This window comes from Brevibacterium pigmentatum, from assembly GCF_011617465.1.
Classification (GTDB): Bacteria; Actinomycetota; Actinomycetes; order Actinomycetales; family Brevibacteriaceae; genus Brevibacterium; species Brevibacterium pigmentatum.
Genome location: NZ_CP050153.1, coordinates 1,035,070 through 1,061,578, shown reverse-complemented (window position 1 = coordinate 1,061,578; position 26,509 = coordinate 1,035,070). Strand labels below are relative to the sequence as shown.

Genomic DNA, 26,509 nt, shown 5'->3' with positions numbered 1-26,509 from the left:
CAAACTCCTATTGTTTGTCTTTCCGGTGGGTGTTCCGGTCGATAGTCGGCCCGGAGGGTGCTCCGAGGTCGGTCGATATTCAGTTGTCGATATTCGGTTGTGCTCCTGCACTTCGCTGTGCACGGTTCAGTGGAGAGTCGTGCCGACCAGGGCCGCCGCCGAGGCGTCATCGTCGGTGGACTCGGCCGCGACCTGGGCGTCGACGTGGGTATGGAAGTCCTCGACCTCGGTCGACTGCCGATCGGCGTCCCAGCCGAGGACCGGTGCGACGATGGCAGCGACCGCCTCGGCGGCGTTCTTCCCCCGGTCCGCGGCTTCGTAGTTCAGCCGCATCCGCCTCTCCAGGATGTCACTGAGGTGGACGGCCCCCTCCGCGGCGGCCGCGTAGTGGGCTTCGACGCGCAGGTAGCGCTCGGCGGCTTCCAGCGGCTGACCGAGTTCGGGATCCTCATCGACGAGGTCGAGAAGATCCTCGATGAGGGTGCCGTAGCGGCGGATGAGCCGTTTGACGCGGTCTTCGTCCCAGCCGTACTTCTCTGCGATCCCGGACTGGCCGCGCCGCAGCGCACCCACTCCCTGGGCACCGAGCAGCGGCACCGATTCGGTGAGTGACCGGCGGTCCTTCGCATCGTCGCCGAGGACGAAGTCGACGGCGTCTTCGGCCATCACTCGGTAGGTGGTGAACTTTCCTCCGGCGATCGCGGCCAGAGCCGGCTCGACCTCCATGACGGTGTGTTCGCGGGAGACCTTCGTCGAAGCCTGTCCCTCTTTGACGACCGGCTGGAGCAGCGGCCGCAGTCCGGAGTAGACGCCGATGACGTCGTCGCGGGTGAGTTTGTCGGCGAGGATGGCGTTGGCGTGTTCGAGCAGGTAGTCGATGTCCTGCGAGGTCGCCACCGGGGCGTCGACGTCTTCGTTCCACGGGGTGTCGGTGGTGCCGATGACCCAATAGCCTTCCCAGGGGATGACGAAGAGGACGGATTTCTCCGTCTTCGAGATGATTCCGGTGTTCGGGTCGGCCTTGATCTTGTCTTCGGCCACGGTGATGTGCACGCCCTTGGAGGCGAGCACCTTGAGCCCGGCGTCGGCCTTCGCCAGATCCTGCTGCTCTTCGGTCCAGACGCCTCCGGCGAGGATGGTGCGGCGGGCGTGGATGTCGAATTCCTCACCGCTGATCTCGTCCCGGGCGTGCACGCCGGTGACCTGGTCGCCGTCGTGGAGGTAGCCGATGACGGAGACGTGGTTGGCGGCTGCGGCTCCGTAGCTCACAGCCGAACGGACCAGGGTCATGACGAAGCGGGCGTCGTCGACCTTCGCGTCGTAGTATTCGAGAGCTCCGACGGCGGCGTCATCGGCCAGGCCCGGGAAGTGTGAGCTCAGTGCCTTCTTGCCCAGGTGCCGGTGCATCGGCACGGCGCGTTTGCGGCCGGGCCGGGTGGCCATCGTGTCGTAGAGCAACACTCCGGAGCCGATGAAGGCACGGTCGATGAGGCGGTGTTCGAAGGGGAAGACGAAAGCGACGGGTTCGACGAGGTGGGGCGCGGTGTGCTGGAGCAGCAGATCGCGTTCCTTCAGAGCCTCGGCGACGAGTTTGAAGTCGAGCATCTCGAGGTAGCGCAGTCCGCCGTGCATGAGCTTCGATGATCGAGAGGAGGTTCCCGAAGCCCAGTCCTTCGCGTCGACGACACCGACTTTGAGTCCGCGCGTAGCTGCGTCGAAGGCCGATCCTGCTCCCGTCACTCCCCCACCGACGACGAAGACGTCGAGCGGGTCGGCCGCGCTCGTCTTCTTCAGTGTCTCGAGTGCCTGGTCACGGAAGTTCGGGGACAGCTCACCATTTCGCATCGGCAGAAGCGCGCTTTCTTTCAGACGTTGTTGTCATTCACCATTGTCACCCCAGCGGTTGATGCCGAGGGCGCACTGCGGCGAATAATCAAAAACTAGCAGGCTATTCTGAACGGCGATACCGACCGGTAGCGAAAGCCTGCTGAGATCGGCGGCCGAAGCGCGGCGTGACGGGCAGCCGTTGCGAGGTCCGTGAGGGCGGCTCAGTCGAGGGCGGAGACGGTCTCCACGCGCATCGCCGAGGACTGCTCGGCAGAGTCGAGGAGGTCGAGTTTGCGCATGATGATGCCTTCGCGCAGCGCCCATGGGGAGATGTTCATCACGCCGATGTCGAAGATCGTGAAGGCCGCCTCGGCGACGATCGCTCCGGCCAGCACCTGACCGGCACGCGCCTCGGAGACGCCGGGCAGGGTCGCCCGCTCTTCGGGGGTGCGGGATGCGAGGGTGTCGATGATGCCTTCGAGGTCGCGGCGGAAGAGCTTCCTGGGAGCATAGATTCCGTCGCCGCTCGGAGCGGCACCGGCGATGCGCGCCAGGGAGCGGAAGGTCTTCGACGAACCGACGACCTGGTCAGGCACTCCGACCCGATTGATGTCGCCGGCGATACGTCCGATCTGCGCCCGGGCATGCTTGCGCAGTCGGTGGATGTCTTCTGCGGCGGGCACCGGGTCCGGTAGGAAGTCCGAATAGGTGCGTCCGGCGCCGAGTGGGATCGAAACAGCTGCCTGCGGGTATTCGTCCTGACCTGCCGCGATCTCCAGTGATCCGCCGCCGATGTCGAGCAGCAGGATCTTTCCGGCCGACCACCCGAACCAGCGACGGGCGGCGAGGAAGGTCACGCGGGCTTCGTCGCGGCCCGACATGACGTTGAGGGTGACCCCGAGCTGAGCGTTGATCGATTCGATGAGACCGATCCCGTTCGGAGCTTCCCTGACCGCTGAGGTGGCGAATGCGAGGATCTGCTCCGCTCCCTGATCCTCGGCGATCTCGACGGCATCGGTGATGAAGGAACGCAGCCGTTCCTGCCCTTCGGCATCAATCGATCCGTCATCGCCTAAGTACTCCGCGAGTCGGAGCACCTCCTTGTGCGAGGTGGCCGGCAGGGGCGGTGCTCCGACGTGGGCGTCGACGACCAGGAGGTGGACGCTGTTGGAGCCGATATCGAGGACTGCTAGGCGCATTCGCTCAGTTTATCCTCTCCGTGGGACTCCGTGCCCACGGACTTCGGAACCGGCCTGCCAGGCAGTTTTGGTGAAGCCGAAGTCCGGCGGTTCCTTGGCGAAGAACGCTTCCTGACCGCGGGTGATCTCTGCCCGGTAGGTCTCATCGAGCCACCGAGGCGGCTGTGTGTCCTCGGCCAGCTCACCGTCGAGGATCGCTTTGGCTCCGACCTGGCTCAGTCGGGACAGTCCCACGATCCGCTCCCCCAGTGCCTGCGCGGCCTCCAACGGGTTGTCGGAGACTTCGTGGAAGAAGCCGAGTTCGGCCATCTTCTCGAACTTCACGATCGAGGCCGTGATCAGCAGATACCTCGCCCAGGCATCGCCGAGGATCTGAGCCAGGCGCTTCGTGGGGCCGGCCGGGTAGACGAGCCCGAGCTTGGCCGCGGTGACGCCGAAGATCGATCCCGGGGCGGCGATGCGGATATCGCAGGCCGCGGCGATCTCCGTTCCCCCGCCCACACAGTTGCCGGTGATCGCTGCGATCGTCGGGGTCCGCGAGTTCGCCAGGGCCGCCTCGGCGGTGGAGTTGAGTTCCCAGAAGTCGTCGAGCGGCACATTGAGGTCGGCGATGTCCGAACCGGCGGAGAAGTGCCCGCCGGCCCCGGTGATCACGAGCGCACCGATCGAATCGTCGGCGTCGACGTTCGCGATGATCTGCGGCAGCGCCCTCCACATGGGCCGGGAGATGGCATTGCGCTTTTCGGTCCGATCAATGACGAGGGTTCCGACTCCACCGGTGACGGTGAAGTCGAAACCCTCGAGATCGACCGGACGGTATGAACCGTCTGGTCTCATGTGTGTTCTGCCTTTCGAGAGGTCAGCCCCGGTTGTCGGGAACCTCGCGCTGTTCCTCACCGTCGTAGGCGCTCAGGGGACGGATGAGGGCGTTGTTCGCCTGCTGCTCGAAGATATGAGCGGTCCAGCCGGTGATGCGGGCCATCACGAAGATCGGGGTGAACTGCTCGGTGTCGAAGCCCATGAGGTGGTAGGCCGGGCCCGACGGGTAATCGAGATTCGGGTAGATGCCCTTGCGCCCGACGAAGTCCTCTTCGAAGGCGTTGTACAGGTCGAGCAGATCGTTCGCACCCTTGACGGCGACCATATCTTCGAAGGCCTTGCGCATGGTGGGAACACGCGAATCGCCGTTCTTGTACACGCGGTGGCCGAAGCCCATGATCTTCGCCTTCTTGGCGAGCGCATCGTCGATCCAGGCCGAAGCCTTGTCGGCGGTGCCGACCTCTTCGAGCATCGCCATGACGGCTTCGTTCGCTCCGCCGTGCAGCGGGCCCTTGAGCGCACCGACGGCACCGGCGACTGCCGAATACAGGTCCGATGTGGTCGAGGTGATGACGCGACCGGTGAAGGTCGAGGCGTTGAAAGAGTGCTCGGCGTAGAGGATCATCGACACATCGAAGCAGCGCACAACCTCCTCGGCGGGAACTTCACCGAAGACCATCTTGAAGAAGTTCGCGGCGTAGCCGAGGTCCTTCGTCGGTGCGACGGGATCGAGTCCGTGACGGCGACGGTGGTCGATGGCCACGATCGTCGGCAGCTGGGCGTAGAGACGCTCGGCCTTGGCCAGGTTCGCCTCGGGTCCCTCGGTGTCGGCCTCGGGGTCGACGGCGCCCAGGTAGGCCACGGCCGTCTGCACGACGTGCATCGGGTGGCAGTCCTTGGGCAGGTCGAGGATGAGCTGGACGAGCTTGTCATCGACGGCACGCTGTGAGCGCTCGCGCTCCTGGAATTCCTTCAGCTGCGCTTCGGTGGGCAGTTCGCCGTTCCAGATGAGGTAGGCGACGTCCTCGAAGCTGCGCTTGGCGGCGAGCTCCTGCACGGGGTAGCCGCGGTAGGTCAGCGAGTTGGTCTCCTGGACCACTTTGGACACTGCGGTGGTGTCGACCACGACACCGGCGAGGCCCTTCTTGATTTCTTCGGTCACTGGTGACCCTCCTGTGAGAAGTTGAAGACTGCGGAGTCAAAATCGTTGTACGCCGCGTAGTCGATCGTGTCATACAGGTCCGCACGGGTCTGCATGCCCTCGAGCAGGTCCACCTGAGTGCCCTTGTCCCGAATGGTCTGCAGGCCCGATCTGATCGCACCCATGGCGATGCGCAGAGTCGTGACCGGGTAGATCACAAGTTTGACTCCGACATTCGCCAACTGTTCGGTGGTGAACAGTTCGCTCTTTCCGAATTCCGTCATGTTCGCCAGGATCGGCACATCGACGCTGGACGCGAATTTCTCGAACTCTCCGAGATCTCGCATCGCTTCGGGGAAGATCATGTCCGCACCCGCATCTGCGTAGGCCTTCGCCCGGTCGATGGCGGCGTCGAGGCCTTCGCCGGCGCGGGAGTCAGTGCGGGCGCAGATGACGAAGTTCTCGTCCCTGCGTCCCTTGACGGCGGCCTTGATGCGCTTGGACATCTCGGCCGCGGTCACGACTTCCTTGCCGTCGAGGTGGCCGCAGCGCTTCGGGTTGACCTGGTCTTCCAGGTGCATTCCGGAGATTCCGGCATCCTCGAACTCCTGGACGGTGCGGGCCACATTCATGGCTTCGCCCCATCCGGTGTCGGCGTCGATGAAGGTCGGCAGGTTCGTCACTCGGGCGATATTGCGTCCGTGGTCGGCCACCTCGGTGAGGGTGGTCAGCCCGATGTCGGGCAGACCCATGGCCGCGGAGAACGCTCCGCCGGAGATGTAGACGCCTTCGAAGCCGGTCTGCTCGATGATCTGAGCGTTGATCGGGTTGATGGCTCCGGGGAACTGGACGATCTGGTCGCCGGCGAGCAGCTCGCGGAACTTGGCGCGGCGCTCGGCGGGGGTTGCCTGTGCGCCCAACATCAGAAGATGCCCTTCGATCCGCTGTGCTCGAGTCCGTCGACGACGAAGCTGAGTTCACCGACGCCCTTGGCGTCGAGGCTCTCGAGGTTCTCGGCCAGGTCGATGAAGCGAGCCTGCTCCGAGTCGGAGACGATGCCCTCGGCCAGGGTCTTGAACTTCTCGATGTAGTTCGCACGGGCGAAGGGACGCGCTCCGAACGGGTGGGCGTCTGCGACGGCGATTTCGTCGGTCAGCGTCGAGCCGTCCTCGAATTCGATCTCCACGCGTCCGCCGAAGGCCTTCTCGTTCGGGTCGATCGAGTGGTAGCGGCGGGTCCACTCGGGATCCTCGGTGGTCTCGATCTTGTGCCACAGCTCGACGGTGTCGGGACGGCCGGCGCGCTCGGGAGCATACGAGCGCTCGTGGTGCCAGCCCTGGTCCTGCATGGCTACGGCGAAGATGTACATGATCGAGTGGTCGAGGGTCTCACGGCTGGCTTTCGGATCCATCTTCTGCGGATCGTTCGCACCGGTGCCGATGACGTAGTGGGTGTGGTGCGAGGTGTGGATGACGACCCGCTTGATCTTCGACAGGTCCTCGATCTGTCCGCCGAGCTTGCGGGCGAGGTCGATGAGCGCCTGAGCCTGGTACTCGGCCGAGTGCTCCTTGGTGTAGGTGTCGAGGATCGCGCGCTTCGCTTCGCCCTTGCCGGGCAGCGGGATGGTGTAGCGGGCCTCGGGGCCGGAGAGGATCCAGGCGATGAAGCCGTCCTCACCTTCGTAGATCGGGTTCGGTGCGCCCTCGCCGCGCATCGCACGGTCGACGGATTCGACGGCCATCTTGCCGGCGAAGGCCGGAGCGTGGGCCTTCCAGGATGAGATCTCGCCCTTGCGCGACTGACGAGTCGCGGTGGTCACGTGCAGCGCCTGCTGCACGGCCTGGAAGGTGACCTCGGTGGGCAGGTGGAGCAGGGCTCCGATGCCGGCCGCGGCCGAGGGGCCGAGGTGGGCGACGTGGTCGATCTTGTGCTCGTGCAGGCACATTCCCTTGACGAGGTCGACCTGGATCTCGTAGCCGGTGGCGATGCCGTTGATGAGGTCCTTGCCGCCGATGCCCTTGTGCTGGGCGACTGCGAGCACGGCCGGGATGTTGTCACCGGGGTGCGAGTACTCGGCGGCGAGGAAGGTGTCGTGGAAATCGAGTTCGCGCACGGCCACACCGTTGGCCCAAGCGGCCCATTCCGGCGAGAAGCGGTCGCTCACCGGCAGACCGAAGATGTTGGCGCCGGGATTGAACGGGTGGGTCTGAGCCTGCTCACGAGCGTGGGTCGGAGCGGAGCGGCGCACCGAGGCGGCAGCCACAGCGGCGTTGTCGATGATGCGGTTGATGACCATCTCGGTGACGTCGGAGTCGACCGGAGTCGGATCGGATGCGACCTCGGCGATCTTCCAGGCGAGCTGATCTTCGCGAGCCAGGTTCTCTGAGCTCTTGTAGGTGCGGACTTCATGATTGATCATGGTTACCCCTTCATACGTCCTTGACCGGTTCCGGTCAGAGAGTGCTGACACAACTGTAGGCCACGTCACTTCTCGTGATGATGAGTGGTCGGAAATTTATCTCGACATCAAGATACTTTACCCGATACGTGCCCCAGTTCACCACCAGGGTCTCCAAGCTCTTCTGCCGCGAGGGAGGTTGTGGGAATATTGGGTCATGACCCGGACAGCCTTGGATTTCGACGAGAACTGGTTCGACGACGCTGAGTATGCGCGGCTGCGCAGGCGCATCCCGATTCCCTATGTCAACGCCATCCCCGTGCGGGTGGGCGAGACGGGCAATGTCGAGCGCATCGGCCTTCTGCTGCGCAGCCTTGAGGACGGAACGCTGGGGCGAGAGGTCGTCGGCGGGCGGATCCGCTACCACGAGACCATCCGCACCGCGCTGGTCCGTCACGCCGAGAACGACCTGGGCCCGATGGCGCTGCCGGTCATCCCTCCCGCGATCGCCCCGTTCCACATCGCCGAGTACTTCCCCACCGAAGGATCGTCGCTCCTCCACGACCCGCGCCAGCATGCGATCGCCATGTGCTTCATCATGGAGGTCCGCGGCGAATGCACTCCGCGAGCCGATGCGCTCAGCCTCGATTGGCTGACCCCCGAGGAGACCCTGCGTCCCGATATCGTGGGCGAGCTCTGCTACGGCCAGGACCACATTCTGCGCATTGCGCTGGCTCACCTGGGCTTCCGCGTCTGAGCCGCGGGCGCGCCCAGGTGAGACGCAGCTTCTCGCCGCACGCTTTTTCTACATCTTGTAGAACAGCCTTGGTAGACTGAAGAGGACGCGGACGATACCGCCAGTCGGGGCCGTCGTCGGCGTCTGGGTTGGACAGGCCCCGATCGAGAGGTGCGAGATGTCTGCTCAAACCAGTTCGTCCGAATCCGGCCTGAACCTCGAACTCGGCGTCCTCGTCGGCTTCGACGGCTCCGAACTCGCCGCTCAAGCCGTCCGCTACGGCGCCATCGAGGCGAAACGCCGCAGGACCGTTCTCACCGTCGTCACCGCCTATGAGCTGCCGACGATGATCTACCCGAATATGGCCTCCATCCCCAGCGAACCCGAGGATGACAAGGCGAAGAAGGCAGCGGAGAAGACCCTCACCGAAGCGGTCGAACTTCTGCGCGACTACTCCGGTGAGAAGTCCTTCCGCACTGCACCGGGAAACTCCGCTGGTGTGCTGGTCACGCTCAGCGCAGACGCCGAAATCGTCATCGTCGGCGCTCGCGGACGCGGCGGATTCATGGGCCGCGTCCTCGGATCCGTGTCCACGGCTCTGCCGGCCCATGCGCACTGCCCGACGATCGTCGTTCCCGAACGATCGGCCTCGGCGCCTGCGGACTCGGGCCCGGTCGTCGTTGCCGTCGACGGTTCCGACACCGGTCGGGTCGCCATGTTCACGGCGGCCGCCGAAGCCGCCACTCGCGAGGCTGAGCTTGAACTCGTCGTGGTGCTGCCGGCCGGTGAGGAATGGCTCTACTGGTACCCCGACCTCGAGCTCAGCTCCGAGGTCACCTCGCGTCGGCAGAAGCAGCTGACCGAAGGTCTGGAGAAGGAAGCCGCAACACTGTCCGAGCAGTTCCCGGATCTGACGGTGACCACCTCGGTGCCGGTCGGCGATCCCACTGAGACCCTCGTCGAGATCAGCTCGCGCGCACAGCTGACCGTGTTGGGCACCCGCGGGCGCGGACGGATCCGAAGCGCTCTGCTGGGATCCGTCTCGCGCGGGGTCCTCAACCACGCCGAAGGTCCGGTCATGGTGGTGCCGAGCTGATCAGCAGCGCCGGACAGATCAGCTGAGTCCGGCGCCGCGGCGGCGGCTGGCAATCAACAGAGCCGCACCGAGTGCCAGTGCTCCCGCGCCGGCGGCCAAGGGCAGTGCGAGCCCGCCGCCGGTGCGGGGCAGATCTCCGTCTCCACCCGCCGAGGCGGTTCCGGAGGAAACCGAATCATCGGCCGTTCCCGCGGCGTTCGCCTCGGTGCCTGAGTCGGATTCTGAGCCGGTCGAGCCGGCGCCGCCTTCGGAGTCGGCAGTTTCCGTGCCGCTCTCAGCGCTGTCCGCTTCGGCGCCCGCGGTTCCGGCGTCCGCGTCGTCTCCCGTTCCATCGGCATCCTGTCCGACGTCGGCACCTGCAGCATCAGCGTCAGCATCCGAGCCGGTCGCGCCTGTGCCTCCATCGGAGTCAGCCGTTTCAGCACCGTCCTCTGCTGCTGCAGCGTCGGCGCCCGCTCCTGCCTCAGCGTCGTCGCCGTCCGCGCCGGCATCGGCACCATCTGCGCCGGCTCCGCCGTCCGCGTCGGCACTGGCATCGTCACCCGGGTCGGGCTCCTCCGCCTCGGCGCGCCTGAGTTCGACATCGTCGATCTGCTCGGCGGCTGCCTGCGCCTGCCCACCGTCGGCCGGTGCACTGCCTACCGGCACCTCATAGGTCGTCGCCCGCAGAGCCTCGTCGCTGACCTGGACCCGGGTGAACGCAGGAACGTCGTTGTGGACGCTCTTGCCTTCCCAATCGAGGCCGGGAACGTAGTCATAGAACTTCGACCCCGACGACGAGGTCAGCGTGAGGTAGAGCGTCTGCCCGTCTTCCTTTTCCTCCTCGGCTCCCGCTTCGGAGCCCTCGACGGGCTTACCTTCACCGTCCATGAGGAAGGTGCGGTTATAGATGTGGTCGTGGCCGGAGACGACGAGGTCGATGTCATTGCGAGCGGCGACCGGCGGGATCGCCTTCCGCAGCCGCTTCACGTCGAGGTCGTTCCAATGAGTCGCGGTCGAATAGATCGAGTGGTGAAATCCGAGCACCGTCCAACGTGCTTGGTCTCCGTGCTCGGCGACGACCTCGTCGATGAACTCGGCGTGGGAATCCATATCCGAGCTGTTGGAGTTGATGTTGAGGAACAGGACGCCGTCCTCGATGAACCAGTAGTCGCCTCCGGAGGTGATGACGCCACCGCCGCCGTGGTCCTGGCTGACATTGGGCCGGTTGAAGTGCTGTTCGTAGGCCTTCGATGACACATCGTGGTTGCCGATCGTCGTCGCCTGCGGGATCGTCCGGGTCGCTTCCGGTGCCAGATACTGGGCGTACTGGTGCTGGTTGCCCGCGGAGTTGACCTGGTCGCCCAGCGAGTAGAAGAAGCTCGGGTCCTCGGCGGTGGCTGCTGCCGAGCTCAGTGTCCGGTCCCAACCGGCGGCGTCGTCGCGGTCTCCGCCACCGGCGCCGACCTGCGGGTCGCCGAAGACGAGGAATTCGTCGTCACCTCCGGCGTCTCCCGTGGTGAACCGCTGCACCTCGGTGAATCCGTCCTCTTCGTTGCCGACCTGGTAGGCGTATTCGGTGTCGGGCTCGAGGTCGGTCATGTTCGCATCGTTGAAGTGACGCTTGAGGTCGGTGGCGAGTCCGGAGTCCGTGGTCTCAGCCGTTGTTGCGTCGGCGGGGAGTTTGCCGTCCTCGAGCTCGCTCACCGGCGCCCATCGAACTTCTCCCCCACCGGAGCTCTCACTCATCCACGAGAGGTTGCGCGCAGTGGGGTCGGCGCCGACCTGCAGCACCGCATCGGTGATCGCTTCGCTTCCCGCATCCGCCTCGGCGGGCGATTCCGCGCGGTTCTGCCCCGGGTCCTGGCTTGGGCTTTGGCTCGGATCCTGACTGGGGCTCTGGCTCGCGGTCGAGCCGGGTCCGCCTGAGCCGAGCGATGGTTCGGCCCGAACGGGCACCGGTGCCGCTGCCAGTGCGGCGAGAAGCGTGGCGGCGGACAGGGCACTGAGCGGTCGCTTGAGTCGATGAGTGTTCACCCGCCTATTCCTACTGATCAGTAGTGTCTAGCCGTTCGAAGCTGGTCGACGAACGAGGGAACGCGAAGTGAATCCTCGATGACCGTTCTCGGCCACTGCTTCGCTTCCAGTCTCGGTCGCTGCTTCGCTCACCTGTTGTACAGTGGTGGCTACGACAGGGGAGCGCCGTCAGGGGCGCTGAGAGTGCAGAAGAAGCTGCAGACCCTCGAACCTGATGCGGTCAGTACCGCCGAAGGAAGTCGAGACTCTTCACCCCTCCTTGAAATGAGGAGGCACAATGCCGGAAACCACCGCGCCGACCACCACCCCCGCCCCTTCACACGCCTTCACCGCGGCGCCGAAATCCAAGCAGTGGCGGGTCGTCGACTACGTCACCACCGCCGTGCTCGGCATCGCCGTGGGACTCGTCTTCTGGGTGCTCGCGCTGAGCTGGAAGGTTCTCGAACTCGCCTTCCAGGCATTCCCGCCGTCGATCGGCCTCATCGCCGGACTCTGGGTGCTGGCCGGTCCGCTGGCCGGTGCCATCATCCGCAAACCCGGTGCCGCACTCCTGTGCGAACTCATCGCCGCGATCGTCGAAGCCGTGCTCGGCTCCCACTTCGGGGCGACCGTTCTGCTCTCGGGACTGCTGCAGGGCCTCGGTGCCGAACTCGTCTTCGCCGCCTTCGGCTACAAACGCTTCACCCTGTGGGTCACCGCCGCTTCGGGTGTGCTGGCCGCGGCGTTCATGGCCGTGAGCGAGAACATCATGTACAACGCCGAATGGCAGTTCGGCTTCCAGGCGATCTATGCGGTCTGCGCGATGATCTCCGGCCTCGTCATCTCCGGCATCGGCGCGTGGTACGCCTACCGGGCGATTGCGGCCACCGGGGCTCTGAGCTCCTTCGCCTCCGGCCGTCGCTGATGGCGCTGCCGATCACGGCCGCCGGCTTCTCATGGACGCACACCGACCGTGAGGCGCCGGCAGTCGGTCCGCTCGACCTGGAGATCGCGGCCGGAGAGAAGGTGCTGCTGCTCGGCGCCTCCGGAGCCGGGAAATCGACGTTCCTCCACGCCGTCTCCGGTGTCCTGCCCGAGGAATCGGGTGAGGCCACCGGTGAACTCCTCGTCGGCGGTGAGCAACCGGATCCTCGCCGAGGCTGCACCGGGCTGGTCCTCCAAGATCCCGATTCGCAGGTGATCTTCTCCCGCATCGGTGATGATGTGGCGTTCGGGATGGAGAACCTCGGACTCCCGGCCGCGGTCATCGAGGCTCAGGTCCCCAGATCTCTGCAGGCCTTGGGACTCGATCTGCCTCCGGAACATCCGAGTGCCGCTCTGTCCGGCGGGCAGAAGCAGCGGCTGGCTCTGGCCGGGATCCATGCGATGGCTCCCGAGGTCATCGTCCTCGACGAACCGACGGCCAATATCGATCCCGCCTCGGCGACCGAGGTCCGCGACGCCGTGCTCACCGTGCAGGCCGAGACCGCGGCGACCATGCTCGTCGTCGAACACCGGGTGGAGCTGTGGATCGATCACGTCGACCGCGTCATCGTCCTCGGCCGTGAGGGCATCGTCGTCCAAGGTCCGCCCGATCAGCTCTTCACCGATCCGGAGCTGACCGACGTGCTCATCGACTGCGGAATCTGGATGCCGCAGGACTCCCCCACCCCGCGCCGAGGCGGAAACGACGGAACCGGCAGGACGTCCGGCCGCCTCGGCGAGGTTCTGCTGCGCACCGATCGGCTCAGCGTTGCTCGACCGCGCATGGCCACCCCCGCTGCGACCGGACTGGAACTTTGCCTGCGAGCCGGTCAGGCGCTCGGAATCGTCGGCGCGAACGGGACCGGAAAGTCGACCACGGCCCTGACCTTGGCAGGTCTGCTGCCCGAATTCTCCGGGCAGGTCCTCGCCGAGGCGGCCCTGCGGGAGGGAACCAAACGGGCCCGTCCGTTCGCTTGGCCGTCGAAGCAGTTGGCGGCGCGCATCGGCATGGTCTTCCAGGAACCAGCCCACCAGTTCCTCACCTCGAGCGTGGCAGCCGAACTCGAGCTGGGTCCCCGTTTGGCCGGATGGTCTGCCGCCGTATCGCGTGCACGAGTGGACGAGCTGCTCGAGAGCCTCGGTCTCACCGAATTGGCACATGCTCATCCGCAGAGTCTCTCCGGTGGGGAGAAGCGTCGTCTGTCGGTGGCGGCGATGTTGGCTCCCCGGCCAAGGGTGCTCATCGTCGATGAGCCGACGTTCGGTCAGGATGCGCTGACCTGGGCGGGGTTGGTGGAGATGTTCCTCGATGCCTTAGACCACGGCTCTGCGGTGGTCGCGGTCAGCCATGATCACGCATTCCTCGAGGCCATCGGGGCCGATCTCCTCGAACTCGGTGACAGCAATAGTGCAGAACGAGGGTCTGGCAACGAGTCGGCTTCTTCGGTCAGGGCCGGTGAGCGCAGTGAGTGAGAGTCTCGATCAGCGCGCTCACCTCTCCCCCGAGGTCGCCGCCCAGGATCCGGGGCAGCTCATCCCCGTGGTGCGTTCCACCGCATTGGGTCGGTGCAACCCGCTGACGAAGATCGCAGTTGCGCTCATCCTCATGGTCGGTGCCCTGCTGAGCATTGATCTGGTCTCTGCCGGAGTGGTGCTGCTGGCGGCATTGCTGGCTCTGCCGGCGACGGGGCTCGATCTCGTGGCCGCAGCCAAGCGGCTGTGGTTCCTGCCCGCCGGTGCTCTGCTCGCTGCCTGGGGTACAGCGTTGTTGGCGGAGAAGACCGGGGACGTGGTCGTCGACTTCGGACCCGTCCTATTCACCACGGGTTCGTTGGCCGCTGCCGCAGCGATCTTCGTGCGCGCCCTGGCCCTGGCGATCCCGCTCATCGTGCTCGCCTCGACGATCGATCCGCGGGACCTCGCCGATTCGCTCATCCAGCATCTGCGGCTGCCCGAGGTCGTCGTGGTCTCTGTTCTGGCGGCGTCGCGTCTGCTTGGATTGTTGGTCAGTGAGTGGCAGGTGCTGGCGATGGCCAGGCGGGCCAGAGGCGTCGCCGGCGGTTCGCTGCTTCGGCGCACGGGCAGCCTCTTCAGCGGAGTGTTCGTTCTGCTCGTGGTCTCGATCCGTCGGGCGACGACCTTGGCGATGGCGATGGAAGGGCGGGCATTCGGTCGACCGGGGCGCACTTGGCGCAGGCGGTCGAGCTTCGCTGTCCGAGATGTCGTGGCGGTGCTGGTCAGCCTGGCAGTCTGCGTGGTCGCGATCGGAGCGGCTCATGTACTCGGAGTCTGGAACCCGATCATCGGCTGAGACCGCATCGGCCGAGACGAGACGGAATCCTCAGAGCTGCATGAGGAAGTCCTTGCCGAAGGCCCGCCATTCCTCGAGCGCCTCGGGGCTGGGCAGCTTCGATGTGGTGAGGACGAAGAGCGTCTTGTCGTCGTTTTTCGTCTCGGCGGCGGCTTCGACCTTGATTCCGCCGTCGAGGTTCGCTCGCCAGAAGGAGCGTTTCGCCGTCTCCGAGGTGCGGGAATCACCGTCGAGGGCCACCTCGTTGAGGGTATTGCCGACCAGAGAGCCGAACTTTGCGATGAGTTCGGAACGATCCCCGGGGATCGTGCGGGACACCGCAACGTCAAAAGTGCCGTCGGCACGTTGACCGGGCACGCGCCGGCCGATCTCCTGCTCATAGGCGACGACTGCGCCTTGGACCCACCAGCCATGGTTGTCGACTTCGCCGTCGAACTGGGGATAGAGAGCGTCGGCGAGTTCTTTGTGACTCGCCGACGCTCCCCCGGCCGCTTCGAGGCGAGCACGGGTGTCAGCCCAGGGTTCGCCGAGGGCCTTCTGGATCGATGCGATGTTCTGCGCTTTGGTCGCCATGGCAGAAGTCTATTCGCCCAATCGGCCCCGTTTGAAGGCCCGGAAGGCGATCAGTCGATCTTGAGTTCGCCCATCTCGTCCCAGCCTTCGCCGTCGATCTTGCGGGAGATGATCTTCGGGGTCGAGACCAGATGCGGGCGCATGGCTTCGAGGCCGGCAGCGAAGTGATCGCTGGTGACGTGCGGTTCTGCGCCTTCGTCGGTGAAAGCCTCGACGAGGACGAACTCGTTCGGGTTCTCCAGGCTCTTCGACCATTCGAAGAAGAGGTTGCCGGGTTCGGCGCGGGTCGCCTCAGTGAAGGTCCGAACGGCTTCGGGGAACTTCTCGACACTTTCGGGTTTCACGTCATACTTCACGACGATGAAGATCATGATCATTCTCCTTCAGCTGATCAGCAGTACGGGTCGATCCCAGCTTAGTTCGGCCGCAATTGCGAATCGACCGGCTCACAGCCTTTCGGCGATGAGGACGAGGAAGTCGCTGTCAGCTTCGAAGGGGCGGAGCTCCCAGGTGGAGAACTTCTGGTCGACGAACATCCCCGTGGCCTTGACGTCCTCGATGAAATCGTCGAATTCGTACCCGCGCCCTGCGCCGAACCCGGACACGAACCGACCGCCGTGCTTGAGGGTCGACTTGATGTTGCCCAGGGTCTGACGGCGTGAGGCGGGATCGAGGAAGGACAGTACGTTTCCGGCGCAGAAGGCCACGTCGATCTCTGTGATCCCGGCACCGGCGAAATCGAAGTCGGCGAGGTCGCCCGTGTGCCATTCACCGCTGGGGAAGTCCTCCTCGGCGACTGAGATGAGGAATTCGTCGAGATCCACGCCGAAGACGGTGTGTCCTTCGTCGATGAGCAGCCCGCCCGCCCGTCCGGTTCCGCAGCCGGCATCGAGGATGCGGGATCCCCGCGGGGCCATGGCGTTGACGAACCTGGCCTCACCGCCGATGTCATGTCCGGCGGCCGCGAGATCACGCCACCGCTGCGCATAGTTCGCCGAATGATCGGGGTTGGCCCTGCGTACCTTGTTCCACTGATGGTCGAAGCTCATGCCCTCATCCTAGGCCGGAACCTCACGCGAACACTTCGGCGACCACCTTGGCGACGGCACGGACGGCATCGCTGGGATCCGGGGAGTTCAGGACGATGATCTCGCGGCCGCCCGCCTCGGCGACGGGATGGAGGTCGACGTCTGGCCCGCCCAAGGACATCATGATCGGCGTCGCCAAGGTCAGGCCGAGCCCGGTTCCGGCGAGCGCCAACGCGACCGCGGTGTCCGTGACGATGTGGGTCTCCTTCGCATTGATTCCCAGCGCCGAGGTGGCCAACCGCATCGCGCGGCCGAAGAGCTCCTCGGCCGGTGGGAGGATCCAGTCGGCCTCGGCCAGATCGTCATCGCTCGGCCGAGACGTCCCCGCGGGGACGACGATGCCGAAGTCCTCCTCGGCCACGGCGTCCCAGCACAGCCCGCGCATCGGCGGCAGCGGCGCAGCCGGGTAGTTGATCCCGATCCCCAGATCGATGACCCCGTCGATGACGGCGGCCGACATGGTCTCGACATTGATCTCCCGCGCCCGGACTTCGATATGCGGATGACGCTCGGCCAGCGCCCGCACCACCTTCGGCAGCGCCGTCATCGATGCCGACCCGAAGACGCCGAGGGTGACGATGGCCTCGCTGCGGAAGTCCCGGCCGAGCATCGCCATCTCCGCCTGCTGCTGAGCGGCGAGGATGCTCCGGGCCCGGGGCAGCAGGGTGCGCCCGGCTTCGGCGAGGACGAGCCCGCGGCCGCGACGTCGGAACAGGTCGGAATCGACGACCCGGCGCAGAGCCGAAATGTGCTGAGACACGGCACCGACGCTGTAGCCGAGGTGGTCGGCCGCACGCGTCATCGATCCGAGTTCAGCCACAGCGACGAATGTGCGCAGCTGTCCGAGCGTCCATGTCATGGCAGCGCTCCCCTCTTTTTAGACTTCCTGAACACAGTGTTCACAAACTCTCCCTTGTCCTTAAGTGTGATGGCAACCACAATGAAGTCAAGACACAAACGCCGACATCGTCGTCGGCACTCTCCGCTGTCGGGGCGACCAATGACGGTCGCCCCGACAGCAGACAGCGAGGTGAACCGTGGAAACCCCAACCGCACCAACCACAGCCCCCGCCACCGATGGGGCCCCTGACACGACCGGAGCCCTGCCCACCAAGGCTTCCGTCGTCATCATCGGCGCCGGCGTCATGGGAGCGGCCATCGCCTACCACCTGGCCGAACGCGGAGTCCGCGACATCGTCATCGTCGAACGCGACACCCCCGGAGCCGGTTCGACATCGAAGGCCGCCGGAGGGGTGCGCTGCCAGTTCTCCGACGAAGTCAACATCGCCTTGGCCGCCCGCGGCCTCGAGGTGCTGCGGAACTTCGAGGCCGAATTCGGCGTCGACATCGATCTCGTCAGCAACGGCTACCTGTTCCTCCTCGACTCCGAGGAGTGTGCCCAGACCTTCACCGAGAATGTGGCTCTCCAACAGAGGATGGGCCTGGATTCGCGGATGCTCACCGTCGCCGAGGTGGCCGAACTGGCCCCATTCGTCAACACCGACGGGCTGGTGGCAGGGGCCTTCAACCCCGGCGACGGTCACTGCACCCCCGAAGCCGTCGTCGCAGGCTTCGTCACCGCCGCCCGCGAACGCGGAGTCACGGTGGTCAAGCACTGTGAGGTCACCGGATTCGACACGAACGGCGGTACGGATCGCAGGGTCACCTCGGTGATCACGAATCGGGGCACGATCAGCTGCGAACAGGTCGTCGTCGCGGCAGGAGCCTGGTCCGGACCCATCGGGGACATGGCCGGGGTCCACCTGCCCGTGAAGCCGCTGCGGCGGGAGATCATGGTCTCCGAGCCCGTCGATTTCGACACCTCGCGGATGCCCTTCACAATCGACTTCTCCACCAGCTACTACGTCCATCCGGAAGGGTCCGGGCTGCTGTTCGGCTGCCCCGATGAAGTCGACGACTGGTCCTTCAACGACAAACGCGACCCGAACTGGCTGGCCACCCTGGCCGAGCACATCGAGGCCCGCACCCCGGACCTCGGCGATGTCGAAGCGAAACACGGGTGGTCGGGACTGTATGAGATGACGCCGGATCACAATGCGCTCATCGGTGAGGCCGAGGAGCTGCCGGGATTCTTCTACGCCTGCGGGTTCTCCGGTCACGGCTTCCTCATGGGCCCGGCCGTCGGGGAGGTCGTCGCCGATCTCATGACCGGCCGCAGCCCCTTCGTCGACGTGACTCCCATGGACAAACGACGCTTCACCACCACCGGGCTGCGTAAGGAGCTCAACGTGATCTGAGTCCTCGCACACCTCCACCTCCCACCCAACGTCCCCAACAACCACCCATGACGGCCGACCGGCCAAGCAGCCGATCGACACAGCAGACGACGAAAGGACAGCAATGAACGCACTGCCCACCGATCAGACCATCACCGACCTCCTCACTTCAGGACTGAGCGCCTGCGGAGTGGACGCCTCCGTGCTTGCGGGGTCGGCCGCCTCGGCGAGCCTTTCTGCCCGCTCCCCCATCACGGGACAGGACCTCGGCACAATCGCCGCGGACACTGCACAGACGGTGAGCGACAAGATCGCCGCGGCCCAGACCGCGTTCGAGGCCTGGCGGGACGTGCCCGCTCCCGTCCGCGGTCAGCTGGTGCAGCGGTGGGGGCAGCTGCTCGGCGAGCACAAGGAGGACCTGGCGAAGATCATCACCGTCGAAGCCGGCAAGACCCCCTCCGAGGCGGCCGGTGAGGTGCAGGAGATGATCGATATCTGCGAATTCGCGCTCGGTCAGTCTCGGCAGCTGTGGGGCAAGACAATGCCCAGCGAACGCCCGGGTCACCGGCTCATGGAGACGTGGCACCCCCTCGGCGTCGTCGGGGTCATCTCCGCATTCAACTTCCCCGTGGCCGTGTACTCCTGGAATACCGCGCTGGCCTTGGTGGCCGGTGATGCCGTCGTGTGGAAGCCGTCGGAGAACGCCGTCCTCGCAGCCCTGGGGGCACAGTCACTGCTGGCTCGGGCCGCTGCCGAGGTGGGGGCACCGGAGAACCTCGCTCCCATCCTCATCGGTGGTCGGGATATCGGTGACGCCATGGTTCGCGATGAACGCGTCGCCTTGGTCTCTGCGACCGGATCGGTGCGGATGGGACGCGAGGTCGGGCCGGTTGTGGCCGAGCGCTTCGGCAAGATCCTGCTCGAGCTCGGCGGCAACAACGCCGCCATCGTAGCCCCCAGCGCCGACATCGATCTGGCGCTGCGCGGTGTGGTCTTCGCCGCCGCGGGCACCGCCGGTCAGCGGTGCACAACTCTGCGCCGACTCATCGTGCACGAATCCATCGCCGACGAGTTCGTCGACAAGGTCGTCGCCGCATACAAGACGCTGAGCATCGGCTCGCCGACCGACGACGGGGTGCTCGTGGGACCGCTCATCAACTCGGGGTCGTACGAGGCGATGCAGGCAGCTCTCAAACAGGCCGAGGCGGAGGGCGGCGAGATCCTCTGCGGAGGCGGTCGGATGCTCGCCGATGAACGGCCGAACGCTCATTACGTCGAACCGGCGGTGGTGCGGATGCCCGCTCAGAGCGCTGTGGTCAAGGAAGAGACGTTCGCCCCGATCCTCTACGTCGTCACGTATTCGGATCTCGATGAGGCATTGGAGATCCACAACGATGTGCCGCAGGGGCTGTCCTCGGCGATCTTCACCGCCGAACTCACGGAGTCCGAGAAGTTCCTGTCCCGTTCCGACTGCGGAATCGCCAACGTCAACATCGGCACCTCGGGTGCTGAGATCGGCGGTGCCTTCGGTGGTGAGAAGGAGACCGGCGGCGGCCGGGAGTCCGGTTCGGATTCGTGGAAGGCCTATATGCGTCCGGCCACGAACACGATCAACTACTCCGGCGAGCTGCCGCTAGCGCAGGGAGTCGAGTTCCTCTGAGAGAACTGGGTCCTCTGAGCGAAGTGAGGTCCTCGACCGGTGGGCCGGTGGGCCGATCGAAGCGCAGACTGGCCCACCGGCGACTCTTCACGTCGTTCAAGGGCCAGCGCTGATATCACGTGGTACACGACGCAATATCCGCGCTGACTCTTGAACGAGCGACTTCCGTACAGAAACCAAGGTAGATTGATGCCATGAGCGAAAATCCACTGCTGCCCGCGGCCTATGACGTGATCTGGTCCGGAGTCGTCGTACTGCTCGTCGTCCTGCTCATCTGGGCAATGGTGAGCATCGCCCGATCAGGACTCGACCCTCGGGTGAGACTCGTCTGGGCGATGATCGTCCTGTTGCTGCCCGTCGTCGGGCCGATCTGCTGGCTCATTGCACGACCGCAGAAGTCGGACACCAGCCTCAGCGGACGCGCAATCGCGCTCAGGTCACGCGAAACTGGAAAAAGTCGTCGCCAGTGACGACTTTTTCGAGTTTCGCGTTGACTGAGCAACTCTCGTGCAGGACAGCGTCCTCAGCGTTCGCTGCTCACGCTCTCGCCTGTCTCTGAACTCGAAGAAGCAGAATCATGCTCACGCTGGCCGTCTGCACGCTCTCTCCGCCGCTGGTCGCGGAGAATGAAAGCGAGGCAGAGCAGTGAGCAGGCCGGAAAGACGATGAGCGTGAGAACCCAGGGTCCGCCTGCGCGGAGGTCCTCGTCACCCGACAACACCGAAGTTGCCAGAGCGATGCCTGCGCTGAAAGCCATGATGATGTGCCTCATGCCTCGAACCCTACGCACCGGGAAATCAAGACACAAGCATCCTTGCGCAAAGTCGGGGCTGCTGCCTGGTTCACGGCCCTACCTCCGAGAGGTCCCCGACCGCTTGACGCTCGCCTTCGCGCATCGATCAAGGGCTCGCTCGAATCACACGACGTAAACGGGGCGCTATTCGCGCTAACCCTTGAACGAGCAGGTTTCGGCCAGAAGTCGGCTGTCCGGTGGGCCGAACCGAGTGACAGTGAGTTCCGGCAGCGACTGTCTGCTTGCCCACAGAGCCGGGTGCGACCGCGACTTCGGGACCACCGAGGACTAAAATCGAGACTGGACCTGTGAACGCCGTTGAAACCCTGCACCCCGCCTAAGGAGACCCCTGTGATTGAGCTGAAGACGCCCGCCGAGATCGACAAGATGGCGGTGACCGGCCGCTTCGTCGCGAAGACCTTGGCCGAGCTGACCTCGATCGCAGAACCGGGCATGGACATCATGCACCTGGAGAAGACCGCTCGGAAGCTCATCGACGACGCCGGTGCGAAGTCCTGCTACTGGGACTACGCCCCCTCTTTCGGCTCCGGCCCCTTCCACAACGTCATCTGCCTGTCCGTCAATGACGGCGTCCTCCACGGCAAACCGCACAGCTATGTCCTCAAGGACGGCGACCTGCTCACCCTCGACTTCGCCGTCTCCATCGACGGCTGGGTCGCCGACGCCGCCCGCTCCACCGTCGTCGGCAACGGCAGCGACGAGGACCAGCGCCTCATCGACACCACCTGGGCCGGCCTCGAAGCCGGAATCGGCGCCGCCCAAGCAGGCAACCGCCTCGGCGATATCTCGAAGGCCATCGGTGACGTCGCCGATGCCCACCGCATCCCCGTCAACCTCGACTTCGGCGGCCACGGTCTCGGCCACACGATGCACGAGGATCCGCACGTGCCCAACCGCGGCAAGGGCGGTCGCGGGCTGGTCCTCAAACCGGGCCTGACCCTGGCGATCGAACCCTGGTGGTCGTTCACCTCGAAGAAGCTCTCCGTCGACAAGGACGGTTGGACCCTGCGTCTGGCCGACGGTTCGAATGGTGCCCATTCGGAGAACACGATCGCCATCACCGAGGATGGTCCCCGAATCCTCACGACGCTCGACTGACCTGGCTGCCGTACTCTGCCGGCAAGGGGCGTCCGACGAACTCATCGTCGGGCGCCCCTCTGCGTTCGCCGGACTCCCCCGCTGCAGCGCAGACCGGCCGGCTCCCTGTTGTTGAAGACGGTCTCTCGAGCAAGGAATCTCGTGTCAGCGGCCCGTGCCAGAATTGCGGTATGTCTTTCACATGCTCGGAATGCGGCTATTCGACGGTCAAATGGTTGGGACGCTGCCCCGAATGCCAGGCCTGGGGCACCCTTGAAGAAAAGGGCGCCAACTCGTCGAAGGTGAAGACGAAGGTCAAGAAATCCAGCGCGGCGAAGCCGATCAGCGAGATCGACTCGACGCTCGCGCAGGCGAGATCGACGTTCGTCCCCGAGTTCGATCGAGTGCTCGGCGGTGGAATCGTCCCCGGCGCCGTCGTCCTGCTCTCCGGAGAACCCGGAGTCGGCAAGTCAACGCTGCTCCTCGACGTCGCCGCGAAGATCGCGATGTTCGGAGTCAAGGTCCTCTACGTCACCGGCGAGGAATCCGCCGGGCAGGTTCGGCTGCGTGCCGAACGGATCAACGCTCTGGCCGACTCGCTGCTGCTGGCTGCCGAGACCGATCTGGGATCGGTGCTGGGAATGATCGAAGCCGAACAGCCGGAGCTGCTCGTCGTCGACTCGATCCAGACACTGGCCTCCTCCGAGGTCGAAGGAATCCCCGGCGGAGTCACCCAGGTCCGCGAAGTCGCCTCCGCCCTCATCCGAGAGGCCAAGGCCCGGTCCCTGCCGACCGTGCTCGTCGGCCACATCACGAAGGACGGCACGATCGCCGGTCCTCGCCTCCTCGAACACCTCGTCGATGTCGTGTGCACCTTCGAAGGTGAGAGGCATTCGCGTCTGCGCATGCTGCGAGCGGTGAAGAACCGCTTCGGCCCCACCGACGACGTGGGCTGCTTCGATATGGAGGAGAACGGGATCAAGAGTCTCGAGGACCCCTCGGGCCTGTTCCTCTCGCGCAGCGGGGCGAACCCGCCCGGCACCTGCCTGACCGTGACGCAGGAGGGCAAGCGTCCGCTGCTCGTCGAAGTCCAATCGCTCATCACCGAATCCGCCGGCGGCCAGTCCCGTCGGTCCGTCTCCGGAGTCGACTCATCCCGGGTGGCGATGATGCTGGCTGTGCTCAGCCAGAACGTCTCACAGGCGAACCTCGCCAAGAGCGATGTCTTCACCGCTACGGTCGGCGGAGCGAAGCTGTCGGAACCGGCCAGCGATCTGGCGATCTGCATGTCCCTGGCTTCGGCGCTGCTCGGCAAGCCGCTGGCTCGCCACCTCGTCGCGATCGGCGAGGTCAGCCTGTCCGGAGAGATCCGCAACGTCCCCAATCTCGGCCAACGCCTCAACGAAGCCAAACGTCTGGGCATCACCCATGCCGTCGTGGCCAAGGGCGCGATGACCAATGTGGCGACGCCGGAGAAGATGAAAGTCGAGGAGTGCGAACACATCGCCGGGGCGGTCGAACTCATGCTGACGAATGGCGCCCTGCGGGAGCAGAAGTGAGAAAGTTCGGGACTTTCGCACGGTTTTGGCGCATCCTGGTGTCATGACCACGACAGTTTTTCCAGCATTCCGGACCACCGATGCGGCAGCGACGATCGAACTGCTGGTCACTCTCGGATTCACCGAAAGACTGCTCGTCCGCAACGAGCAGGATCCAGCACTCGTCGATCATGCCGAATTCGCACTCGGTGACACCGGCGGGATCATGTTCGGCTCGGTCCGCAACGACGGATCAGCACTCGATTCGGTGGGCGGCAGCTCGATCTATGTCGTCGTCGACACCGAACGAGAAGTCGACCGGCTCTACCAGGAGATCGTCGACATGGGGCATGCGATCGTGCGACCGGTTGCGACTCAGGACTACGGTGGCCGCGAATTCGACTTCCGCGACCACGATGGAAACTCCTGGGGAGTCGGGTCCTACCGCGGCGCCTGAGTTTTCAGTCCTGCGGTTCCTCTGACTTCTCCTCATCCGAGGAGTCCTTCTCACCGGTTTCCTCCGCCGACTTCTTCTCCTCGTCGGCCTTCTTCTCCTCCGCGGCCTTCTTCTCCTTGGCCTTATCGGCGGCGCTCTTTTCGAGGGTGAACTTCGTCGGTTCGCTCTTCTTGTCGTCGAGCTTCACGATGAGCTCATAGTCGCCGGGAGCGAAGTCACTGTCTTCGCGGTTGCAGTTCGAGTCGACCTTGATCCGGTTCCATTTCAACTTCGCGGTCTTCTCCGACTCAGGGGCGAACTCAGTAGAGGCCTCGGCATTCTCGTCCTTTGAGGCCGCGCAGTACTCCGACGACCACACGACGTCGCCGTCCTTTTCGACGATGAATTCCTGTTTCTCGGTGCCGACCTCGATGAGGCACGTGGCGGTGTGTCCGTTCTCGATGACCATGCCGAATTCGGGTTCTTTCCCGTCCTTCACGGATTTCGGATCGACCTTCGCCTTGAGCGAGACCTTGTCCTCGGGGCACTTTCCGCTCGCTGCCTTCTTATCCGGCACCGGTGCCGCCGTCGTCGTTTCGGCCGAAGTCGTCTCCTCCGCTGCGACCTTGTCCGATCCGTCGCTGCCGCTGCCGATGGCCTTGACGATGCCGGTGATTCCGAGGGCCAGGAGACCCACGACGACGAGGCTGAGCACACCGAGCGTGATGCGGCGTCTGCGGTACACGTGAGCAGGCAGCTTCCCGCTAGACTGGCGAGGCTGCCCGGCAGCTCTGTTCGGCTGCGAACCACGATTGGAAGGAGTCATCGCTTTGAGCCTAGGCCGAAGCGAATGAGCATCCAAATGACACACCGAGCCGGTCCCGAATCGAATCTCTCGGGGTCTTCGCCCACCTTCCCCGAGGTGGCCGAACCCGTGCTCAGACGCGTTCAGGACACCATCATCGCCTGGTTCGACGAAGCCGCCCGCGACCTGCCCTGGAGGCATCCGAACACGAGCGCCTGGGCCATTCTCGTCAGCGAGATCATGTCTCAGCAGACCCCCGTATCCCGGGTCGAACCGCGGTGGCGTGCCTGGATCGATCAGTGGCCGACACCTGCCGATCTCGCCGTCGCCCCGACCGCCGAAGTCCTCCACGCCTGGGACCGGCTCGGGTACCCGCGCCGGGCTCTCCGGCTGCAGGAAGCCGCCGAGGTCATCGCGACGCACCTGGACAATGAGGTGCCCGAGACGACCGAAGAACTCGAGCGCCTGCCGGGCATCGGGTCCTATACCGCCGCAGCGGTCTCCTCCTTTGCCTTCGGCCGCAAGACGACCGTCTTGGACACGAACGTGCGTCGGGTCCTCATCCGTCTCTTCGCAGGCAGAGAACGCCCCACCACCTCACCCGGTCGGAAGGAGTCCGCGTGGGCGGCCGACTTCGTCCCCGATGAGAGGCATGTGGAGTGGAACGCCGGAGTCATGGAGTTCGGTGCCCTCATCTGCACGGCACGCAATCCCGACTGCCCAGCCTGTCCGCTCCAGGACATCTGCACGTGGAACCAGAGGGGCAGACCCGCCTCGGCGACGAAACCGAAGACGCAGAAGTGGGCGGGCACGGATCGGCAGCTGCGCGGAGCGATCATGGACGTCCTCAAGGCCGCACACGCTGCTGGGGACGACCAGCATGGCGTCAGCCTCGACGTCTTCACCACCTCGGTGACCGACCTCGATCCCACGCTCATCGACTCCCTGGCGGAATCGACGGCCGCAGCGGTGAAGCGAGTGCGTGAACTCAGTGCCGACCAGGACAGGATCTCGCGACTCATCACCGATCTCGTCACCGACGGACTGGCTCAGCTGGCCGATGGCCGATTGGCACTGCCGCACCGGTGATGCCCGGACTAGGGGCTAGGCATTCGCCGTCGCAAGCCGTGAGGCCGCAGCCATAGCCAACACAGGCCGCTGATGGGTGTGCCCCAAATCCGTCTCAGACGTATTTGATCATCCGCGAGTTGCCCAGGGTGTTCGGTTTGACCCGGGCCAGGTCGAGGAACTCTGCGACCCCCTCATCGGTGGAGTGGAGCAGCTCGACGTAGACCTCGGGCGAAACGGGGATGCCCTTGATCGGCTCAAAGCCGAGCGATCCGAAGAATCCGGTCTCGAATGTCAGGCAGAACACCCTGTCGACACCGATCTCCCGAGCATCGGCGAGCAGCTGTCTGATGATCGCCTTGCCCACTCCCCTGCCCCGGTAGTCCGCTGAAGTGGCGACTGTGCGCGCCTCGGCGAGGTCCGCCCAGATGATGTGCAGGGCACCGCAGCCGGCGAGGATCTCTGACCCGTCGGGCTGGGGGTCGACGACCAGCCAGAACTCCTGCAGAGACTCGAAGTACGTCACCGTGTCCTTGGCGAGCAGGATCCGCTGCTCGGCCAGTGGTGCGACGAGGGCTTCGATGCCTTTGACGTCGCCGGTCCGCGCTCGTCGCAGGTACAGGCCACCGGGAAGTTCGTGTTTGGTGTGGTGGTCCCCGGAGATCCGTCCGTGATCGAAGTCGCCTACATCAGAGCTCATACCGCCA

The 26,509-nt window shown here is 65.1% G+C and carries 25 protein-coding genes and 1 riboswitch; of the genes, 12 read left to right on the top strand and 13 right to left on the bottom strand.

All coding sequences use genetic code 11. The annotated features are described in order from the left end of the window. Window positions 1–126 precede the first annotated feature (126 nt). The 6 genes from GUY30_RS04650 to GUY30_RS04625 form a co-directional block, all read right to left on the bottom strand. A complete protein-coding gene (locus GUY30_RS04650) occupies window positions 127–1,845 on the bottom strand; it encodes a glycerol-3-phosphate dehydrogenase/oxidase (protein ID WP_167194485.1) in 1,719 nt (572 codons plus the stop codon). A gap of 203 nt (window positions 1,846–2,048) precedes the next feature. Continuing rightward, entirely contained in the window at window positions 2,049–3,026 is a 978-nt protein-coding gene (locus GUY30_RS04645; RefSeq protein ID WP_167194483.1) for a Ppx/GppA phosphatase family protein, read from the bottom strand. A gap of 9 nt (window positions 3,027–3,035) precedes the next feature. Then, window positions 3,036–3,863 (bottom strand): enoyl-CoA hydratase/isomerase family protein, encoded by an 828-nt coding sequence (locus GUY30_RS04640; RefSeq protein ID WP_167194481.1) that lies wholly within the window; start codon window positions 3,861–3,863, stop codon window positions 3,036–3,038. A 22-nt stretch (window positions 3,864–3,885) separates the two neighbouring features. Continuing rightward, on the bottom strand, window positions 3,886–5,007 hold the full coding sequence (locus GUY30_RS04635; protein ID WP_167194479.1) for a bifunctional 2-methylcitrate synthase/citrate synthase: 1,122 nt from the start codon (window positions 5,005–5,007) through the stop codon (window positions 3,886–3,888). Further along, a complete protein-coding gene (gene prpB, locus GUY30_RS04630; protein WP_167194477.1) occupies window positions 5,004–5,909 on the bottom strand; it encodes a methylisocitrate lyase in 906 nt (301 codons plus the stop codon). Before prpB ends, GUY30_RS04635 begins: the two co-directional genes overlap by 4 nt. Beyond that, window positions 5,909–7,405 (bottom strand): MmgE/PrpD family protein, encoded by a 1,497-nt coding sequence (locus GUY30_RS04625; protein ID WP_167194475.1) that lies wholly within the window; start codon window positions 7,403–7,405, stop codon window positions 5,909–5,911. The genes prpB and GUY30_RS04625 overlap by 1 nt, the downstream gene beginning before the upstream one ends. A 196-nt stretch (window positions 7,406–7,601) precedes the next feature. Here GUY30_RS04625 and GUY30_RS04620 point away from each other — a divergent pair, with 196 nt between their 5' ends. Further along, window positions 7,602–8,141 (top strand): DUF4916 domain-containing protein, encoded by a 540-nt coding sequence (locus GUY30_RS04620; RefSeq protein WP_167194473.1) that lies wholly within the window; start codon window positions 7,602–7,604, stop codon window positions 8,139–8,141. 157 nt (window positions 8,142–8,298) lie between these two features. Further along, a complete protein-coding gene (locus GUY30_RS04615; RefSeq protein ID WP_167194471.1) occupies window positions 8,299–9,216 on the top strand; it encodes a universal stress protein in 918 nt (305 codons plus the stop codon). Between the two features lie 18 nt (window positions 9,217–9,234). Here the strand turns inward: GUY30_RS04615 and GUY30_RS04610 are convergent, their stop codons facing one another. Then, the gene (locus GUY30_RS04610; RefSeq protein ID WP_167194469.1) at window positions 9,235–11,232 is read right to left on the bottom strand and encodes a purple acid phosphatase family protein; all 1,998 of its coding nucleotides are present in this window, start codon (window positions 11,230–11,232) and stop codon (window positions 9,235–9,237) included. A 146-nt stretch (window positions 11,233–11,378) separates the two neighbouring features. Continuing rightward, a riboswitch (TPP riboswitch) is annotated at window positions 11,379–11,487 on the top strand. Window positions 11,488–11,509: 22 nt separating this feature from the next. Between GUY30_RS04610 and GUY30_RS04605 the strand changes: the two genes are divergently transcribed. The 3 genes from GUY30_RS04605 to GUY30_RS04595 are packed head-to-tail and all read left to right on the top strand — an operon-like array spanning window position 11,510 to window position 14,506. Beyond that, a complete protein-coding gene (locus tag GUY30_RS04605) occupies window positions 11,510–12,136 on the top strand; it encodes an ECF transporter S component (protein ID WP_167194467.1) in 627 nt (208 codons plus the stop codon). Next, window positions 12,136–13,668 (top strand): ABC transporter ATP-binding protein, encoded by a 1,533-nt coding sequence (locus tag GUY30_RS04600; protein WP_167194465.1) that lies wholly within the window; start codon window positions 12,136–12,138, stop codon window positions 13,666–13,668. The genes GUY30_RS04605 and GUY30_RS04600 overlap by 1 nt, the downstream gene beginning before the upstream one ends. Beyond that, window positions 13,661–14,506: an energy-coupling factor transporter transmembrane component T family protein gene (locus tag GUY30_RS04595; protein ID WP_167193003.1), complete on the top strand. Its 846-nt coding sequence runs from the start codon at window positions 13,661–13,663 to the stop codon at window positions 14,504–14,506. Before GUY30_RS04600 ends, GUY30_RS04595 begins: the two co-directional genes overlap by 8 nt. A 30-nt stretch (window positions 14,507–14,536) precedes the next feature. Here GUY30_RS04595 and GUY30_RS04590 read toward each other — a convergent pair whose 3' ends face one another. The 4 genes from GUY30_RS04590 to GUY30_RS04575 form a co-directional block, all read right to left on the bottom strand. Beyond that, a complete protein-coding gene (locus tag GUY30_RS04590) occupies window positions 14,537–15,079 on the bottom strand; it encodes a hypothetical protein (RefSeq protein ID WP_167194463.1) in 543 nt (180 codons plus the stop codon). 50 nt (window positions 15,080–15,129) lie between these two features. Then, window positions 15,130–15,450: a putative quinol monooxygenase gene (locus GUY30_RS04585; protein ID WP_167194461.1), complete on the bottom strand. Its 321-nt coding sequence runs from the start codon at window positions 15,448–15,450 to the stop codon at window positions 15,130–15,132. A gap of 75 nt (window positions 15,451–15,525) precedes the next feature. Further along, on the bottom strand, window positions 15,526–16,128 hold the full coding sequence (locus tag GUY30_RS04580) for a class I SAM-dependent methyltransferase (protein WP_167194459.1): 603 nt from the start codon (window positions 16,126–16,128) through the stop codon (window positions 15,526–15,528). A 22-nt stretch (window positions 16,129–16,150) separates the two neighbouring features. Then, window positions 16,151–17,026: a LysR family transcriptional regulator gene (locus GUY30_RS04575; RefSeq protein WP_167194457.1), complete on the bottom strand. Its 876-nt coding sequence runs from the start codon at window positions 17,024–17,026 to the stop codon at window positions 16,151–16,153. A 178-nt stretch (window positions 17,027–17,204) separates the two neighbouring features. Between GUY30_RS04575 and GUY30_RS04570 the strand changes: the two genes are divergently transcribed. From GUY30_RS04570 to GUY30_RS04545, 6 genes are all read left to right on the top strand, one after another. Further along, window positions 17,205–18,425 carry an NAD(P)/FAD-dependent oxidoreductase gene (locus GUY30_RS04570; RefSeq protein WP_228281683.1) on the top strand — a complete coding sequence of 407 codons (1,221 nt, stop codon included), beginning with the start codon at window positions 17,205–17,207 and terminating at the stop codon, window positions 18,423–18,425. 103 nt (window positions 18,426–18,528) lie between these two features. Further along, window positions 18,529–20,064, top strand: coding sequence for an L-piperidine-6-carboxylate dehydrogenase (amaB, locus tag GUY30_RS04565; protein WP_167194455.1), 1,536 nt, complete (start codon window positions 18,529–18,531; stop codon window positions 20,062–20,064). A 194-nt stretch (window positions 20,065–20,258) separates the two neighbouring features. Further along, a complete protein-coding gene (locus GUY30_RS04560) occupies window positions 20,259–20,534 on the top strand; it encodes a PLD nuclease N-terminal domain-containing protein (RefSeq protein ID WP_167194453.1) in 276 nt (91 codons plus the stop codon). Window positions 20,535–21,208: 674 nt separating this feature from the next. Continuing rightward, window positions 21,209–21,976 (top strand): type I methionyl aminopeptidase, encoded by a 768-nt coding sequence (gene map, locus GUY30_RS04555; RefSeq protein ID WP_167194451.1) that lies wholly within the window; start codon window positions 21,209–21,211, stop codon window positions 21,974–21,976. 170 nt (window positions 21,977–22,146) lie between these two features. Beyond that, window positions 22,147–23,514: a DNA repair protein RadA gene (gene radA, locus GUY30_RS04550; protein ID WP_101555855.1), complete on the top strand. Its 1,368-nt coding sequence runs from the start codon at window positions 22,147–22,149 to the stop codon at window positions 23,512–23,514. Between the two features lie 43 nt (window positions 23,515–23,557). Next, window positions 23,558–23,950, top strand: a complete 393-nt coding sequence (locus GUY30_RS04545) for a VOC family protein (RefSeq protein ID WP_092015958.1) — start codon at window positions 23,558–23,560, stop codon at window positions 23,948–23,950. Window positions 23,951–23,954: 4 nt separating this feature from the next. Here GUY30_RS04545 and GUY30_RS04540 read toward each other — a convergent pair whose 3' ends face one another. Beyond that, the gene (locus tag GUY30_RS04540; protein ID WP_228281682.1) at window positions 23,955–24,755 is read right to left on the bottom strand and encodes a hypothetical protein; all 801 of its coding nucleotides are present in this window, start codon (window positions 24,753–24,755) and stop codon (window positions 23,955–23,957) included. Between the two features lie 36 nt (window positions 24,756–24,791). On the opposite strand from GUY30_RS04540, the gene GUY30_RS04535 reads away from it, so the two are divergent. Further along, window positions 24,792–25,823: an iron-sulfur binding domain-containing protein gene (locus tag GUY30_RS04535; RefSeq protein ID WP_167194449.1), complete on the top strand. Its 1,032-nt coding sequence runs from the start codon at window positions 24,792–24,794 to the stop codon at window positions 25,821–25,823. A 94-nt stretch (window positions 25,824–25,917) separates the two neighbouring features. On the opposite strand, the gene GUY30_RS04530 is transcribed toward GUY30_RS04535, so the two are convergent. Then, window positions 25,918–26,502 carry an amino-acid N-acetyltransferase gene (locus GUY30_RS04530; protein WP_167194447.1) on the bottom strand — a complete coding sequence of 195 codons (585 nt, stop codon included), beginning with the start codon at window positions 26,500–26,502 and terminating at the stop codon, window positions 25,918–25,920. Window positions 26,503–26,509 lie beyond the last annotated feature (7 nt).

What these genes read in the sequence shown, in the direction of transcription:
- GUY30_RS04605 (WP_167194467.1), top strand. Translation starts at nt 11,510, where the DNA reads ATGCCGGAAACCACCGCGCCGACCACCACCCCCGCCCCTTCACACGCC.
- GUY30_RS04530 (WP_167194447.1), bottom strand. Translation starts at nt 26,502, where the DNA reads ATGAGCTCTGATGTAGGCGACTTCGATCACGGACGGATCTCCGGGGAC.
- GUY30_RS04535 (WP_167194449.1), top strand. Translation starts at nt 24,792, where the DNA reads ATGACACACCGAGCCGGTCCCGAATCGAATCTCTCGGGGTCTTCGCCC.
- GUY30_RS04600 (WP_167194465.1), top strand. Translation starts at nt 12,136, where the DNA reads ATGGCGCTGCCGATCACGGCCGCCGGCTTCTCATGGACGCACACCGAC.
- GUY30_RS04540 (WP_228281682.1), bottom strand. Translation starts at nt 24,755, where the DNA reads ATGACTCCTTCCAATCGTGGTTCGCAGCCGAACAGAGCTGCCGGGCAG.
- GUY30_RS04590 (WP_167194463.1), bottom strand. Translation starts at nt 15,079, where the DNA reads ATGGCGACCAAAGCGCAGAACATCGCATCGATCCAGAAGGCCCTCGGC.
- GUY30_RS04545 (WP_092015958.1), top strand. Translation starts at nt 23,558, where the DNA reads ATGACCACGACAGTTTTTCCAGCATTCCGGACCACCGATGCGGCAGCG.
- GUY30_RS04580 (WP_167194459.1), bottom strand. Translation starts at nt 16,128, where the DNA reads ATGAGCTTCGACCATCAGTGGAACAAGGTACGCAGGGCCAACCCCGAT.
- radA (WP_101555855.1), top strand. Translation starts at nt 22,147, where the DNA reads ATGTCTTTCACATGCTCGGAATGCGGCTATTCGACGGTCAAATGGTTG.
- GUY30_RS04645 (WP_167194483.1), bottom strand. Translation starts at nt 3,026, where the DNA reads ATGCGCCTAGCAGTCCTCGATATCGGCTCCAACAGCGTCCACCTCCTG.
- GUY30_RS04615 (WP_167194471.1), top strand. Translation starts at nt 8,299, where the DNA reads ATGTCTGCTCAAACCAGTTCGTCCGAATCCGGCCTGAACCTCGAACTC.
- GUY30_RS04585 (WP_167194461.1), bottom strand. Translation starts at nt 15,450, where the DNA reads ATGATCTTCATCGTCGTGAAGTATGACGTGAAACCCGAAAGTGTCGAG.
- GUY30_RS04575 (WP_167194457.1), bottom strand. Translation starts at nt 17,026, where the DNA reads ATGACATGGACGCTCGGACAGCTGCGCACATTCGTCGCTGTGGCTGAA.
- GUY30_RS04620 (WP_167194473.1), top strand. Translation starts at nt 7,602, where the DNA reads ATGACCCGGACAGCCTTGGATTTCGACGAGAACTGGTTCGACGACGCT.
- GUY30_RS04560 (WP_167194453.1), top strand. Translation starts at nt 20,259, where the DNA reads ATGAGCGAAAATCCACTGCTGCCCGCGGCCTATGACGTGATCTGGTCC.
- GUY30_RS04625 (WP_167194475.1), bottom strand. Translation starts at nt 7,405, where the DNA reads ATGATCAATCATGAAGTCCGCACCTACAAGAGCTCAGAGAACCTGGCT.
- prpB (WP_167194477.1), bottom strand. Translation starts at nt 5,909, where the DNA reads ATGTTGGGCGCACAGGCAACCCCCGCCGAGCGCCGCGCCAAGTTCCGC.
- amaB (WP_167194455.1), top strand. Translation starts at nt 18,529, where the DNA reads ATGAACGCACTGCCCACCGATCAGACCATCACCGACCTCCTCACTTCA.
- GUY30_RS04650 (WP_167194485.1), bottom strand. Translation starts at nt 1,845, where the DNA reads ATGCGAAATGGTGAGCTGTCCCCGAACTTCCGTGACCAGGCACTCGAG.
- GUY30_RS04640 (WP_167194481.1), bottom strand. Translation starts at nt 3,863, where the DNA reads ATGAGACCAGACGGTTCATACCGTCCGGTCGATCTCGAGGGTTTCGAC.